At 67.9% G+C, this 15253-nt stretch carries 9 protein-coding genes and 2 pseudogenes; 5 read left to right on the plus strand and 6 right to left on the minus strand.

The features are described 5' to 3' along the window. Positions 1–359 precede the first annotated feature (359 nt). Together ACZ5K7_RS44995 and ACZ5K7_RS45000 are read left to right on the plus strand one after the other, a co-directional pair. Complete coding sequence (locus tag ACZ5K7_RS44995) at positions 360–4112, plus strand: S8 family serine peptidase (RefSeq protein ID WP_468923746.1); 3753 nt, start codon at positions 360–362, stop codon at positions 4110–4112. A gap of 225 nt (positions 4113–4337) precedes the next feature. Further along, entirely contained in the window at positions 4338–4475 is a 138-nt protein-coding gene (locus tag ACZ5K7_RS45000; RefSeq protein WP_468923843.1) for a transposase, read from the plus strand. Here ACZ5K7_RS45000 and ACZ5K7_RS45005 read toward each other — a convergent pair. Continuing rightward, a pseudogene (locus tag ACZ5K7_RS45005) lies at positions 4472–4741 on the minus strand (zinc ribbon domain-containing protein); the annotation flags it as partial. The gene ACZ5K7_RS45000 and the pseudogene ACZ5K7_RS45005 overlap by 4 nt on opposite strands. 303 nt (positions 4742–5044) lie before the next feature. On the opposite strand from ACZ5K7_RS45005, the gene ACZ5K7_RS45010 reads away from it, so the two are divergent. Further along, a complete protein-coding gene (locus tag ACZ5K7_RS45010; protein ID WP_468923749.1) occupies positions 5045–5872 on the plus strand; it encodes an alpha/beta fold hydrolase in 828 nt (275 codons plus the stop codon). A 391-nt stretch (positions 5873–6263) separates the two neighbouring features. Here the strand turns inward: ACZ5K7_RS45010 and ACZ5K7_RS45015 are convergent, their stop codons facing one another. Together ACZ5K7_RS45015 and ACZ5K7_RS45020 are read right to left on the minus strand one after the other, a co-directional pair. Continuing rightward, on the minus strand, positions 6264–7487 hold the full coding sequence (locus ACZ5K7_RS45015) for a PP2C family protein-serine/threonine phosphatase (protein ID WP_468923752.1): 1224 nt from the start codon (positions 7485–7487) through the stop codon (positions 6264–6266). 139 nt (positions 7488–7626) lie between these two features. Continuing rightward, positions 7627–8250 (minus strand): annotated as a pseudogene (locus ACZ5K7_RS45020) (transposase family protein); the annotation flags it as partial. Positions 8251–8410: 160 nt separating this feature from the next. Here ACZ5K7_RS45020 and ACZ5K7_RS45025 point away from each other — a divergent pair. Beyond that, positions 8411–8905 carry a hypothetical protein gene (locus tag ACZ5K7_RS45025; protein ID WP_468923755.1) on the plus strand — a complete coding sequence of 165 codons (495 nt, stop codon included), beginning with the start codon at positions 8411–8413 and terminating at the stop codon, positions 8903–8905. Here the strand turns inward: ACZ5K7_RS45025 and ACZ5K7_RS45030 are convergent. Both ACZ5K7_RS45030 and ACZ5K7_RS45035 read right to left on the minus strand, forming a co-directional pair. Further along, positions 8871–9653 (minus strand): IS5 family transposase, encoded by a 783-nt coding sequence (locus ACZ5K7_RS45030; RefSeq protein WP_468923758.1) that lies wholly within the window; start codon positions 9651–9653, stop codon positions 8871–8873. The genes ACZ5K7_RS45025 and ACZ5K7_RS45030 overlap by 35 nt on opposite strands. A 308-nt stretch (positions 9654–9961) precedes the next feature. After that, a complete protein-coding gene (locus tag ACZ5K7_RS45035; protein WP_390984630.1) occupies positions 9962–10303 on the minus strand; it encodes an ArsR/SmtB family transcription factor in 342 nt (113 codons plus the stop codon). A 116-nt stretch (positions 10304–10419) separates the two neighbouring features. Here ACZ5K7_RS45035 and ACZ5K7_RS45040 point away from each other — a divergent pair, with 116 nt between their 5' ends. Beyond that, entirely contained in the window at positions 10420–11532 is a 1113-nt protein-coding gene (locus ACZ5K7_RS45040) for an alkene reductase (protein WP_468923762.1), read from the plus strand. Positions 11533–12880: 1348 nt separating this feature from the next. Here the strand turns inward: ACZ5K7_RS45040 and ACZ5K7_RS45045 are convergent. Next, positions 12881–14989: a SpoIIE family protein phosphatase gene (locus ACZ5K7_RS45045; protein WP_468923765.1), complete on the minus strand. Its 2109-nt coding sequence runs from the start codon at positions 14987–14989 to the stop codon at positions 12881–12883. Positions 14990–15253 lie beyond the last annotated feature (264 nt).

Genomic DNA, 15253 nt, shown 5'->3' on the forward strand with positions numbered 1-15253 from the left:
CAGAATCCTCACCCTTCGGGGCGAGGAGCATGTCAACGGCGCAACAACGACCACAGGTCGGGCGATGAGGACCGTCTCGTCCGGCACGGGTGGCACACCACCTGCGACGTTCAGCTTCGTCGGTGTCACGCAGCGCACGAAGCCTCATCCCAGCGTGAGACGACAGGTGAAGTGGCCGGCCGCAACGACCGTCACGGCGGTGAACGGCTCCCAGAGCGGCGGGCGGCGGTATGAGCAACTGCACTACATTTCAAGGCTGTTGCCAAGATGCTGCCAATGCTGTCGGGGGCTTCCCGAGATCCACATCGGACGCATAGATTCCCGTCGGCCTGAACATCCATCCAAGTCGAGGGAATCCTTTGACACACCGAAAGTCCCGAAGAAGGCGCCGCTCGCTCGTCGTCGCGGCAGCCCTCCTGGTCACGGCGGCGACCCCGCAGCTGACCGCCTTCGCAGACACACCGCGGAGCGGCACCACCGCCCGCGCCTCCGACAACGTTGCCACGACCGTCGTCACCCTGATCACGGGCGATAAGGTCTCCGTCATCCCCGGCGCGGGCGTCGGGCCCGGCACCCTCACCGTGCAGGGAGCCGACGGCGAACCCACCGGCGCCCGGGTGCTGACCGTCGGTGGAGACACCTACGTCTATCCCGACTCCGCGCGCCCGTACCTGGCCTCCGGCGCCTTGGACGAACGGCTCTTCGACATCACCCGGCTGGTGGCCGACGGCTACGACGACGCCTCGCGAAAACGGCTGCCGCTCATCGTCACGTACGGCGGAACGGACGCCCCCGCAGCCACGCTGCGCAAGCGCGCCGCCGCCCTGCCCGGTGACGCCACGGACGTCCGTCCTCTCACCAGTGTCAACGGGGTCGCGCTCGCCGAGGACCGCGACGCCTCAGGTGCCCTGTGGAAGAAACTCACCGCGATCCGTCCCACCGTGTCCTCCGGGCAGACAGCTGGTGAGGGAGCCTTCACGGGCGGCGTCGCCAAGCTCTGGCTCGACGGCCGTGTCGAGGCCACCCTGGCCGACTCGGTCGCCCAGATCGGCGCGCCCGAGGTCTGGCAGGGCGGCAACACCGGACAGGGTGTCGACGTGGCCGTCCTCGACACGGGCTACGACCCTGACCACCCGGACCTCAAGGAGGCCGTCGAGGACAGTGCCAGCTTCGTCCCCGGACAGGACGTCACCGATCGCAACGGCCACGGCACGCACGTGGCGTCCACCATCGCCGGCAGCGGCACGGCCTCCGGTGGCAAGGAGAAGGGCGTCGCGCCCGGCGTGAACCTGCACGTCGGGAAGGTCCTGGCCGACGAGGGCGTGGGATACGACTCGTGGATCCTCGCGGGCATGGAGTGGGCCGCCCGCGACGTCCACGCCCGCGTCATCAGCATGAGCCTGGGCAGCAGCGAGAACGCGGACGGCCAGACGGTCCTCGCGCAGGCCGTGGACGTACTCAGCGCCGAGACCGGCGCTCTGTTCACCATCGCCGCGGGCAACGACGGCCCCGGCGCGCAGACCGTCAGGTCTCCTGGCACGGCCGATGCCGCCCTGACCGTCGGCGCGGTCGACTCCACCGATGCCATCGCCGACTTCTCCAGCCGGGGCCCGCGCTACGGCGATGACGCCATCAAGCCGGAGATCACGGCGCCCGGTGTCGGCATCCTGGCCGCCCGCTCGCAGTACTTCAGCGAGGGTTCCGGGCCCTACATCAGTCTGAGTGGCACCTCGATGGCCACCCCGCACGTCGCGGGCGTCGCCGCCCTGGTGGCCGCCGCCCACCCGGACTGGAGCGGCAGCCGTATCAAGAACGCCCTGGTCAGCACTGCCAAGGCCACTGCGGACATCTCCGCTGACGACGGCGGCAACGGCCGTGTCGACGCCGCGGCGGCAGCGACGGCGACCCTCACCGCGACCGGCACCCTCGACGCGGGCATCCACTCGCCCAGCGACGTCACGGGAACCGTCGAGAAGACCGCGACCTGGACCAACACCGGCGGCCGGGCCGTCACCGTGGCCCTCGCCGTGGACGCGCCCGGCGTACCCGCGGGCGTCTTCGGCGTCTCCAACGACCGTCTGGAGGTGCCCGCGCACGGCACGGCGAGCGTCACCGTCACCACCGACCTGCGCACGGCCGGCGAACTCCAGCGCTGGACCGGCCGGCTGACGGCGTCCGCCGACGGCAGGGTGCTCACCCGTACCCTGCTCGGCGTCAGCACCCGCCAGCAGCTTCTCCACGTACGCAGCACAATCACCGGACGCGCCGGCGAACCCGCCTACGGCGCCCTCACCTTCTTCCGCGAAGGCGATGAGTACGCGGGCTACTACATCTTCGACGGCGGGCAGTCCGACCAGCTCCTGCCACCCGGCCGCTACACCGTCTACGCGGACTTCCGGGTCGAAGGCACCCACGGGGCGGCCTCGGCCGGATACGCCCGCATGGTTCTGCCGCAGGTCGACATCACCGGTGCCACCGACCTGGTCTTCAATGGCACGAAGCTGCGAAAGATCTCCGCGGTCACGCCGAAGAGGACCGAGACGTTCTCCCAACGCCTGGACTACTACCGCGCGTTCGACGACGGCACCTCCGTCGTCGACAGCACCCTGATCGGCGACGGCTGGGACAGCTTGTGGACGGCGCCCACTCCGCGCGTTCTTGACGGCGAGCAGTACCTGACCGCCCGCTGGCGCGACCAGGAGCCACTGCTGTCCCTCTCCTCGGGGGGACAGAACCTCGACGACCTGTGGATCATGCCGGGTTCGGCCAAGCTCCCCGAGGACGACTACGACCTCGACCTCATCCACCCCGGTGAGGGCTTGCCGGACGACTACGAGGGCGTGGACGCGGCCGGAAAGGCGGCCGTCGTCCCCTGGGACTCCGACGACGAGGACACCGCCGACAACCAGATCAGGGCCGCGCAGAAGGCCGGTGTCAAGCTGCTGCTGTTCGTCAACGACCTCGACGGACGGCTGCGCGAGCCGATCATCAAATCCTCCATCGAGGTGGCGGGCCTGTCCCGCACCGAGGGCGAGGAGCTCCTCGCCCACGTCGACGCCAGTGCCACCGGGAGCGTTCCGCTGCGGGCGCTCTCAAGGCCCGACACCGACTACCTCTACGACCTCGTCCGCACGTGGAAGGACCGCATACCCGCCGATCTCGTCTACGCCCCCCGGACCTCTCAACTCGCCCGCGTGGAAACGTCGTTCCGCAACCCCACCGGCAGCGAGGTGTACGAGAACCGCTACGACATCCACCCCTGGACCACCTACCAGGTCGGAAGCAACCGGCTCAGCACCGCCGGCGCGCACCGCACCGACTACGTCACCGCCGACAGCTCCTTCTCCTGGGCCGAGGAGGGCGAACTCCAGTCTCTGTCTTACAGCGCGTCCGGACCGCTCCGCTATCCTGCGGGACGCACCACGGACGTCGGCTGGTTCGGCCCCGTCGTACGCCCCCGTATCAACGGCAGCGTCGCCGCGCCGGTCCGCACCGGTGACGAGATCGACGTGACCCTGCCCGCCTGGGGCGACTCCGGCGGCGACCACGTCAACTGGAATCCCTTCGGTAGCGGCGACACCACTGAACGGACTCGCCTCTACCGCGACGGCACCCTGCTCGCCGAAGGCGGCGCCGGACTCAACACCACGGTGCCCGCGAAGAAGGGCGCGTACCGCCTCGTCCACGACGCGACCCGCACACCCACGGCCGCCTTCCCCTACTCAATTGCCACCCGCACCGAGTGGACCTTCGCCTCGGCCCGCCCGCATACCGGCGAGGACAGCGAACAACTCCCCCTCATCCAGATCGACTACTCCCTGCCCACCACTGACGACGGCAAGGCGGCCGACGGCACAACCCTGTTCGTCACGCCGGTCCACCTCGACGGCGGACCCCGCGCCGCGCTGCACACCACCAAGGTCCAGCTGTCCTATGACGACGGCACCACCTGGACCACCGCCCGCCTCACCGACAAGGGGGCCGGCAGGGTGGGCGTCGCCCTCCACACACCGGCCTCGGCCGACTACCTCACCCTCCGCGTGACGGCCCGCGACAGCCAGGGCGACACCGTGACCCAGACCGTCGTACGCGCCGCGGGAATCACCCCCTGACCCAACCCTCCCGACCACACCGCCCGTCGGCTACTTCCGGCCGCCGGGCGGTGTGGTCCGAGGATCACAGACTGGTCAGCAGCATGAGGAGGGCGAGTACGCGACGTCCGCCGAGTAGAGCTCGGTCAGGTTCACTCGCCGGTGGGGTGTCTGCGTGATTGCCTGTGCTGTTGAGCGGGTGTGTTGGGTGTGGTCCGGTGTGATCTGGAGGGTTTCGCGGTGAAGATGTTCGGGCCGTTCGCGCGGGCTGATCAGCCGCGGTGGGGCGCGGTGTACCTGCGCGGTCTGCTGCTGGACAGGCGGCGCAATTCGGTGGAGCCGGTGGCTGGCTGGGTGAAAACGTTGACGTGCTCCCTGGCCTAAAGTCCAGGGATCCCGGCCTGGGTCGGCTGACCCTTTCGGGGGCTTCCTGCTTCACCGCGCTGCGCGGGCACGTGTGCCCGCCTTACCAGCGCTCCACAGGCGTTTAGCGTCTCCGTGCGTCCGCTGGCAACGATACGGCGTCCTTCGAGGAGGACATTGCGGGCTGCGTTGTGGTCTCGGTCGTGCGCCGTGCCGCACTGGCCGCACGACCACTCGCGGACGTGCAGGGGCTTGGGGCCGTCCCGGAATCCGCAGGCCGAGCAGACCTGTGAACTGGCCGGCCCTTGTACCCGGTAATGAAACTATCCCGCTAACCTGCATCGGCATCGCACCGTGGTCATCCTGCGCATAGACGGTTCCGGTCGCATTTCAGGTTTCCTCGACGCGCTGAAGCGGTGCCCCTCGGTTAGGGTGATGGCGACGTGCTCGCTCCGGTCGCCCCGCGCTGCTGACCTGTCTGTCGGCTCACCTGTACGTCCGAAGCTGGCTTGCGGCGTTGGAGAAATCCGATTCGGGAACTGAATTCGATTCCTGCCGAACTCCGGACCATTTTCGAAAGGAAAACAGTCATGCCCTTCGCCACCGCCAAGGACGGCACGCAGATCTTCTACAAGGACTGGGGATCGGGCCAGCCCGTCGTCTTTTCCCACGGCTGGCCGCTCATCGCCGACGCCTGGGACCCTCAGATGAAGGTGATGGCGGACAACGGCTTCCGCGCCATCGCCCATGACCGGCGCGGTGGCGGACGCTCCGGCCAGCCCTGGGAGGGCAACGACCTCGACACGTACGCCGACGACCTGGCCGCGGTCATCGAAGCCGAGGATCTTCACGACGTCATCCTGGTCGGCCACTCCACCGGCGGCGGCGAGGTCACCCGCTACATGGGCCGGCACGGCACCGGACGCGTCGCCAAGGCCGTGCTGGTCGGCGCGATTCCCCCGCTCATGCTTAAGACGGACGCCAACCCCGAGGGCCTTCCGCTCAAGGTCTTCGACGAGATCCGCAAGGGCGTGGAGACGGACCGTTCGCAGTTCTACCAGGACCTCAGCGCCGCGTTCTACGGCGCCAACCGTGACGACTCGACCGTCACGCAGGGCACCCGCGACGAGTTCTGGCTCTGGGGTATGACCGTCGGGATCAAGGGTGCCTACGACTGCATCAAGGCGTTCTCCGAGACGGACACCACTGAGGATCTCAAGAAGATCGACGTGCCCACCCTTATCGTGCACGGCGACGACGACCAGATCGTTCCCAAGATCGCAGCGGGAGACAAGTCCTCGAAGCTCGTCAAGGACTCGATTTACAAGGTCTACCCGGGCGCACCGCACGGTCTCGCGATGGTCCCCAAGTTCGCCGAGATCTTCAACGAGGATCTCCTCGAATTCGTACGCAGCTGATCACCGTGCAGCAGTGGTGACGGAACACGAGGGAAAAATTTTCCGCTTCTGCCCCGGCGTCGCCCGTGAAGGCCGAGTGCGTCCTTACGGCCCTGCAGTCGGCACTCACGGCACTGTGCGATCAAAGGCCGCACGCGTCGTTCATGTGCTGCGGCCGCCGAACAGCGGTACCACTGCGAGTTCCAAATCTTTGCGCACCCGCAGCTGCCGCACGGGGTGCCGTCACCACCACTGCGTCCCGTCCGCAGAGACGGCGCAACGTACGCTGGCGCACGAATCTCAGGACAGCGGCAGGATGCGCGAGCGTACTCGGTGATGGCGACGGTGTGCTCGAAGTGGGCGGCCCCTATTCTTCGGGCGAGTGGGAAGGCTTTGGATGAAGCGTGACGGGTCATAGACGCACGATGACCAGCGCTGTGTCGTCGGTGAGGCCGGTTGGGGGGATCAGGTCGGCCAGGAGAGCGTCGGCGAGGGCGTCCGGGTCGGTGGTGTGGTGGCGGGTGAGGGAGTCGGAGAGACGGCTCAGGCCGATATCGATGTCTTCGCGGCGGCGCTCGACGAGCCCGTCGGTGTAGAGGACGAGGACGCAGCCTTCGCGAAAGGTCGCGTGCGCTTGTGGTCTGGGGACGTGCTCGGGGCGGGCGCCGAGGGGAGGGTCGGTGGCCTGGTCGAGAAAGACGACGGTGCCGTCGGGATAACACAGGGCGGGCGGGAGATGACCGGCGCTGCTGTAGCTGAGGGAGTGGCGCGTCCAGTCGATGAAGACGGACACGGCAGTGGTGGACTCCGCACCCTCGACGGAGCGTGCGTACAGACCGAGGACTTCGAGGGCTCGGGCGGGACCGTCGGCGACATGAGAGGTAGCGGACAGGGCACTACGGAGTTGGCCCATGATGCCGGCGGCGCGCAGTCCGTGGCCGACGACATCGCCGACGGCCACAGCCGTACGGTTGCCGCCAGGCAGGTCGACGAGGTCGTACCAGTCACCGCAGACGTTCAGGGCACCGACTGCGGGCCGGTAGCGTACGGCGGCGCGGTGGTGGCTGAGCTGCCGGGGCTCTGGCAACATCGCTTTCTGGAGGTGCAGGGCGACTTCGTGTTCGCGGTCGTGCGTTCTGCGTAGAGCTTCGTTGACCTCCTGGAGCTCCAGGGCCCGCCTGTAGAGCTCGGCTTCCAGGACCTGGGCGCGGTCCTCATCGCTACGGGTCTTGACGAGTTCGGTGACTTCCTCGACCCGGTTCAGTAGCAGTGCCACGGTGCCGTCCCGGGCAAGGACGGGAACGTTGACCGTGCTCCAATACCGCGCCTGCCAAACTCCTGGGCGCTCGGGGTTTTGTACGTCGTAGCGTTGCGGGGCCATGCTGTCGCGTTGCCTGGTGGCTGCGACGCGGCGCAGGGAGGCGTACAGGTTGCGCATCCCGGTCGCGTCCGGGGCGCTGGGGTTCTCAGGGAAGACGTCGAACAGATGGCGGCCGATGACTTGCCCGCGGGTGAGCCCGGCCATCGACAGGAGGGCCTCGTTGGCGTCCACGTACACCAGGTCGGAGGTCAGCAGTGCGGCCGCGCCGGGCTGAGCCTGGAAAACCGCCCGGTAGTCGACGACGGGTTCTTTCACGATTCACCTGCTCGCACACCCGACGGCCGTTCCGATCACGGGTCCCTTTACGATGCCACGGCGGCCGGGTAGAAAATCCGCAGGCCAGAGTTATGTAGGCCATTCAGCCTCTCTGCGGGCGTCCGGTCGACACCACCCGTTCCGCTCCACGAGCGGCCTTGGCCTGCAGTAGGGCCCGTCCCGGGCGTTTGCGGTGCGGCACCGCCATCCCGCAGTTGAGATAGGCACCGTCACCCAGCACGGTTACACCCTCGCAGTGCCTGCTCAGCCCGGACGCCCGCCAGGCGTGGGCGTCCGCGGTCGTCCCCGGCACCGGCCGCGCGGCCGCGATCACCAGCCGGGTGTCGGCGTCCACGACGACCTGCACGTTCGCCGAGAACCGGTAATTGCGACTGGAGGCCGCCAAACTGCGGTCCCGCATCGGGATCAGGGTGCCGTCCACGATCCACATCCGGTCTGCGGCATCCGTCGGACGGCTGACGGGCTCGACGGTGAGCAGGGGGCCCAGCCGCTGGATGACCCGGCACGCGGTGGAGGAGGAGACACCGAACAGCGGGCCGAGCTGCCGCATGGTCAGGTTCGTGCGGTACTACACGGCGACCAGAAGCACCCGCTCAGCCAGTGGCAGCGACCACGGCCGGCCCCGCAGGGTGCCGTTGCCACCTCGCTCCCGTACTACCTTCAGGAGGACCGAGAACTGCGTCAACCGCAGCCCCGTGAACGTCTCTACCCACAACCGATCGGGCCTCAACACCCCACCCATATAAGGGAGATGCCCAGGTCAGAGAGTTGTGCAACGCCCTTTACTGAGAAGCCGTTGTCTTTCCGAGAGTGGCGGGTGTGTTTCTGCTGTTCAGGCATAGGGGTGGTGGTCTGGCGGCAGAGACGAGGTGTCGTGTTGTCTCTTCGGTGGAGGTGCCGAGATGCCGTCGGTGATGGGGTTGTTGGAGGAGCGTGAACGTGCCGCCCGGCATCGGGTGGACGCCCTTCAGGCCGAGCTGCGGGAGGCGGAGGCAGCATGTGAGCGGTTCGTGATCGCCCGCGAGACGGTGGCCGAGGTCCTGGCGGAACCTCGCGAAGGAGAGAAAGCTCCGTCAACTGAGGTAGTCGACGAGCGGCCGGCACGGGTCGCGGCCGCGGCACCCGGTTCGGTTGTGCCGACGTGGCGGGAAGGGCTCGCCCCGACGGTGCTGGCGCCGGATTACCTACAGCTCATGAACGCCCTGGCCGTCGGCAGCGGGTCGGGCGGCGAGCCGATGGATTGCCGGCAACTCGCCGTGGCGGTCGGTTTGGATTCGGTTCCGGCGAAGGTGGAGGGGGTTCGGTCGAAGGCGAAGCGTCTGGTCGCGCGAGGTTGGCTCGCCGAGGAGCGCCCGGGAATGTTCAGCCTGCTCGTCGGGCGAGACGGCGGCTCATGACCATGCTCATCGACCAGCGGACCATCGCCTCCGAGGTGTCGGTGCGGGCCTCGTAGTCGCGGGCGAGGCGGCGTGAGCGCATCAGCCACGCGAACGTGCGCTCGACCAGCCACCTCTTGGGCAGCACGGTGAAGCCCATGGTGTCGTCGCTGCGTTTGATCACGGTCAGCGCGATGCTCAGGACATCGCGGGCGAGGTCGACCAGGCGTCCGGTGTAGCCGCCGTCCGCCCAGACCAGGGTGATGTGCCAGTGCCGCTCGCGGATCCGGGCCAGTAGCGTCCGGGCCGCGTCGCGGTCGGTGACAGAAGCCGCGGTGACCATCACGGTCAGCAGCAGGTCGAGGGTGTCGACCACGATGTGCCGCTTGCGGCCGTTCACCTTCTTTCCGCCGTCGAAGCCCCGGCTCGTGGCCGGCACCGACGCGGCTGCCTTCACCGACTGCGCGTCGATGATCCCCGCCGTCGGCTCCCGGTCCCGGCCTGCCGCCTCGCGGACCCGGTCGCGCAGCCGGTCGTGGAACTCGCCGACCAGGCCCTTGTTCCGCCAGCGCCGGAAGAAGGCGTAGACACGGTCCCATGCGGGGAAGTCCGCGGGTATCGACCGCCAGGTGATGCCGCCCGCGAGCACGTAGCGCACCGCGTCCACCATCTGCCGGTGGCAGTAGCCCTCCGGCTGCCCGCCCCGGCCCTCCAGCCAGCCCGGCATCGGCAACGCATCGCGGACCACGGCCCATTCGGCATCCGTCATGTCCGACGGGTACTTCGGCTGCCTGTGCGGGTGGTTCGCCGCGTTCCCGAACCGGTGAGCGAGGCAATCACACTCACGAGCAGCCGAGTTGGAGCCTGCGGGCGCGAGGGCGTACAACTGCGGCAACAGGGCCTCCTGGCATGCTTGCGGTCTCGACAACCTCGAGCTGCACCAGGGGTCCTGTATTCGTGCGCGACAGGCCCCAAGATCACCGAGTGCCTGCAATCGCACTCGTGCTCACCAAGATCGATACGACAACGGTCACCGACCCGGGCCGGGGGGCACCGCGGCCCCTCCGGTGCGGCTGTTCACTGCGAAGACTGGATTGGCGTCCGGTCGGCTTCCTTCACGATGAGGTCGATCAGGCCGGGGAATCGCTGGTCGAGCTCGTCCTTGCGCAGCACGTTCTCTCGGCGGATGCCGCTATCGCTCTGGCGGATGATCCCGGCCTCGCGCAGGGCCCGGAAGTGGCGGGTCAGCACGGACGCGGTGAGGTGGGGGAAGAAGCCGCCACAGCTCAGGCCGGGGCTGTTGATCAGCCGGACGACCATTTCCAGGCGGAGCGGGTCGGAAAGCGCGCTGAGCACCGTGCGCAGGTCGACGTCATCCAGGTCGGGGTGTGCGAGGGGGGCTGGGGTGCGGCTGGCCATGGTTCGAGAGTACCGCCGATCCCCCCATGTACGCGTTTGCGCGTACACGCGTTATGGTTGTGGAGCGGGCGCGAGATCCCCGCCCGCACTCTTTCGACTTTGCCAAAGGAACCACCATGTCGGACACCCTTCCAGTGGACATTTCGACCTCTCGCCTGTTCGAGCCGACCACCTTCGGCAAGATCGAACTGGCGAACCGGGTCGTGATGGCTCCGCTGACCCGGATGCGCGCCGGCGAGCGCGGCACCCCCGGCGACCTGCTCGTCGAGTACTACCGGCAGCGCGCGAGCGTCGGCATGATCACCACTGAGGGCACCTACCCCAGCTTCGACTCGCAGTCCTACGTCGGGCAGCCCGGCATCGCCAGCGACGAGCAGGCCGCCGGCTGGGCCCGGGTCGCCGAGGCAGTGCACGGCGAGGGCGGCAAGATCGTCATGCAGCTCATGCACGGCGGCCGCACCAGCCACCCGCAGCTCAACGGCGGACGCCGAGTCCTCGCGCCGAGCGCGATCGCGGTCAACGGTGAGTTGCACGTCGGTGCGGAGAAGCTGCCGTACGCGGTGCCGGAGGCGATGACCGCCGAGGAGATCAAGGCTTCTGTGGCTGATCACGTCGCCGCGGCCCGCCGTGCGATCGACGCCGGCCTCGACGGTGTGGAGATCCATTCCGCGAACGGCTACCTGCTGCACCAGTTCCTCGCGCCCGGCTCGAACGAGCGCACCGACGAGTACGGCGGCACCCCCGAGGACCGCGCCCGGTACGTGATCGAGGTCGTCACCGCGGTCGCCGAGGCCGTCGGCGCCGACCGGGTCGGCCTGCGGATCTCTCCGGCGCACAACATTCAGGACGCCCACGAGCCCGACCACGACGACGTCCTGGCCACCTACGGCCACCTGCTCGAGCAGGTGCGCCCGCTCGGCCTGGCCTACCTGTCGGTGCTCTATGCCGAGCCCGCCGGCGACCTCGTGAAGGAACTCCAGCAGCACTTCGGCGGCAAGCTGGTCGTCAACGGCGGTTTCATGGCCCCCGCCATCACCGCCGAGAGCGCGGCCAAGCTGCTGGAAGCGCCGTTCGTCGACGCTGTGGCCGTCGGCCGCGCGGTCATCGCCAACCCGGACCTGGTCGCCCGGTGGAGGGGCGGGCACCCGGAGAACGAGGCACGGCCCGAGCTGTTCTACGCCTTCACCGCCGAGGGCTACACCGACTACCCGTTCCTGACTCAGTCCTGATCTACCGGCACGGCTCCTGCCCAGCGCGAGGGCGTACAACTGCGGTAACAGGGCCTCCTGGCATGCTTGCGGTCTCGACAACCTCGAGCTGCACCAGGGGTCCTGTATTCATGCGCGACAGGCCGCAAGATCACCCAGCCGAGTACCTGCAATCGCACTCATGCTCACCAAGATCGATACGACAACGGTCACTGAGTTTCTCGTTAGGTTCTCTGGGCGTGGCGGCCTCGTTAGCGGGACCCTGATGTTGTGTCTTTCAAGCCTTCGTCTGTTGCCTCCAAGCCTGTGGTTCCTCCTTTGACACGGCCGCAGTTGGCCGAGGCCCGGCGTGTACGGGCGGCCGAGCTGTTTGGGCAAGGACGCTCGAGTGCCGAGATCGCACGGATGCTGGGGGTCAGTGCCGAGTGTGCGGCGGTGGAAGCGGGTGTGGGAGGAGGGCGGCATGGATGCCTTGCGCCGGTGCCCGGCCACGGGTCGTCCGCCCAAGCTGGACGATGCCCAGGTCGAGTAGGTGCGGACCGCGCTGGAGCAAGGCGCCCAGGCGCATGGCTTCGAGGCTAATCTGTGGACGTTGGAGCGGGTCTGTGTGTCCTCCCGGAGCGTGGGCTGGTGGGAATCCGCCGTATGGAACTTCCCGTACTCAGCGCATGCCGCGTCCGCACTCCTTATCGGGAAGAACGCCCAATCTGAGCTCCCCCTTGCGGTTCCGTCCCGGCTGTCCCTGACGCACTCGAACAGCTTCTGGAGACTGCCTCAGCCGGCTTGGCGGTGACCGCGCGGGCGAGGAGGCCACCTACACCTCCGGTCAGGCAGGGCACGAAGTTCTGGTCGGCCCCCTGAGCGGTGCCGGGCAGCCGCTGGGGTCTCCCTGACGGGACCGTCTCAGGCGTTCGCGGGCCTACTGCTGCAGGCTGTCCCGGACGAGATCCGTGACTTCCGCTACCAGCGCGGTATGTGGACCTCGCCATGGGGCCATCGCGAGGGTGCCTTCGCATGACTACTTGCCGGCGGGCGAGCCGTCGTTCGAGTATCTTCCCCCGTTCGACGGGGCCCACCTTGCCACTCACCCGCTCGAACGGCTCACCGTGCCGGCGCATTTCGCCCGGGGATGCATTCGTATCGGGTTCGAGTGAGATGCACGGGCGATTCTCCGTTTCGAAGACCACAAGCCTGCGCGTGATCTTTGTAGCGGGCCAGCCTGGTGGTGGCTGGGCAGGCCGGGTTCCCCATGCGGAAAAAGGTCGAATTGCGCGGGAGAGGCTGCCGATCTGACGGAAGTCGAGCTCAACGGAGCCTCGCCACGACTCCGGCGGGTGTTGTGACGGATGGGCGTGTCCGCGGTCGTGGCTCAGTTCGTGACGCGGACCAGCAGCATGGCGATGTCGTCGGTGCGCGGGCTGTGCAGGGCGTCGCCGAGAAGGGCTTCGGTGAGGCCTTCGATGTCATGGCCCGGTGCCTGGGCGAATCGGCTGGTGAGGGCGGCGACGGCATGGTCGATGTCGATGCCCGGCGCTTCGACAAGGCCGTCGGTGTAGAGGGCCAGAGTGGTGCCGGTGGCCAATGGGATGTCCACGAGCGGGTAGTCGGCGTCCGTGACGATGCCGAGCAGCGGTCCCGGGGGGAGGGTGAGGGCTTCGGTAGTGCCGTCCGGTTGGCGCAGCAGGGGTGGAAGGTGTCCGGCTGTGGCGAGAAGGGCGCGGCGCCGGCTCAGATCGAGCTGGACGCAGAGGCAGCTGGCGAACAGACCGGGATCGAAGTCGCACATGACCTGGTTGGTGCGGGTCAGGAGATCGTCCGGACCCATGCCGGCGATGGCGTGGGTGTGCACGGCGGTACGCAACTGGCCCATCAGGGCCGCGGCCCGGACGTTGTGGCCCTGGACGTCGCCGATGACCGCTGTCGCGCTCGTGGTGCCGCATCGGATGAGGTCGTAGAAGTCGCCGCCGACGTCCATGCCGTGGGCCGCGGGCAGGTAGCGGGCGGCGGCGAGCAGGCCGGGAACGGTGGGTAGCCGTTGCGGCAGCAGACCGGTCTGCAGGGTCCGGGCGAGATCGTCCCTGGCCTCGTGCAGACAGGCTCTGTCCAGGGCTTGGGCGACCAGTCCCGCCATGGAGACCATGAGGTTTCGCTCCGTCGGCGGGAAGTGCCGCGTCCGGTCGAAGGACAGGACGAGGATTCCCACCGGCCGGCTTCGGATGACCAGCGGCAGGAATGCCCATGCGTTCCTGGTGCCGTATTGGACAGCGTCCGGGTAGGTCTCTTTGAACTCGGCGAAGCTGCTGAAGAAGAGGGGGCTGTGACCGGTCAGGGCCTTCGCGGGCGGGGTGCCGGAGGCCAGTGAGTGGCCGTCGAAGGCGGACAGGAATTCGGTGCTGTAGCCGCGCTGACCGACGACGCTTAGCCGTCCTTCGGACACGGTCATCAGGATCAGGCCGGCGGCCCCGAAGGCGGGCAGGAGCTGATTGGCGATGGTCTCGGCCACGTCTTTCACGCGCACTGCCTCTGTGAGGCCCGCCGCCAGATGCATCAGCTGGTGGTATGGCCTTGCATCGGTCTGCTCCACAAGGGAACGGATGTGATGGGTCTGGCTGGCCGGTGAGGCGTGGGGGAGGGCGGCCATGTGGACGCTGACACCGGTGGCGTTGGGGTAGAGCTCGAAGGACAGACGTGCGTCAGGTCGGTGCCAGATGGTGAAGTGAGCGGGCCGGTGGCTGATGACGGTGGCACGGAACTGGTCCTCAAGGGCGGTAGCGCCGAGCGCCTGCATACATTCCCACGGTCGTGCGCCCAGCAGGTCGGCGGCGGGCACGCCGAGTAGATCGCCTGCGGCATCGCTGACAAAGGTGGTCCTGCCGTCCAGATCCAGGGACATTGCTCCTGGCAGGCGGATGGCGTAGTCGTAGGCTGCCATGGCTTCGGTCTGGTCAGGGGGGCTGGAACGGTCCGTATCCAGGGTCAGTGGACGGTTGCCGGGCAGCAGCGGATGACCGTCTTGCGTCGTGCGCTCTAGCAGCCGGCCCGCGCGGTGGCAGTACGTGTCGATGGCTGCTGTTTCCTCCGCGTTCAGGTGCTGGGGATGCGAGGGGGGCCACAACACGCAGACCGCACCCCGCACAGTCTCACCGGCGATGATCGGGGCAGCCGCCACCGCGTGCTCGGGCACCATGAGCGCGAGACGCGGATAGTGCAGAGCCAGCATCCCGGAGTCACCGACCCAGATCAAGCGCCTCTCCCGCGTTGCCTCAGCAGCTGGGATCGCCTCTTCCACATGGATCCGTGCCCATGGAAAGGCAACGGTCCAGGACGTCCCGTACAGCATCGACAACCGCAGGACGGGCTCATCGGGGGACAGGAGGAACAGCATGGCGCTAGAGGCTGCGGTGTCCTTCGCCAGGCGGCGGAAGAGCGCGGCCAGCGCATTCCAATCCCGCTCGGAGCCCGAGGCGGCAGTCACCACGACGTAACCGACCTTCCTGAAGACAGGCCACGCAGTTAGTCACCGCGTACCCGAGAAGCACCGTCCTTCATTCCGGGCATCGGCCTTTCGGCTCCCGGACGTGTCGACTCTGGTGCCACACCCGACCCATCAAAGCGCAAACAACACATATAAGACAATATTTACGCTTGTCTATTAAACTGTGTTAATCACCAAGATTTGCCGCCTCCGGCTCCGGCGGCTTTCACGGCGGGCTCACCCCTTCTCGTCGCGACGTTCTGATAG

The sequence above is a fragment of the Streptomyces sp. NPDC031497 genome, from assembly GCF_055580905.1.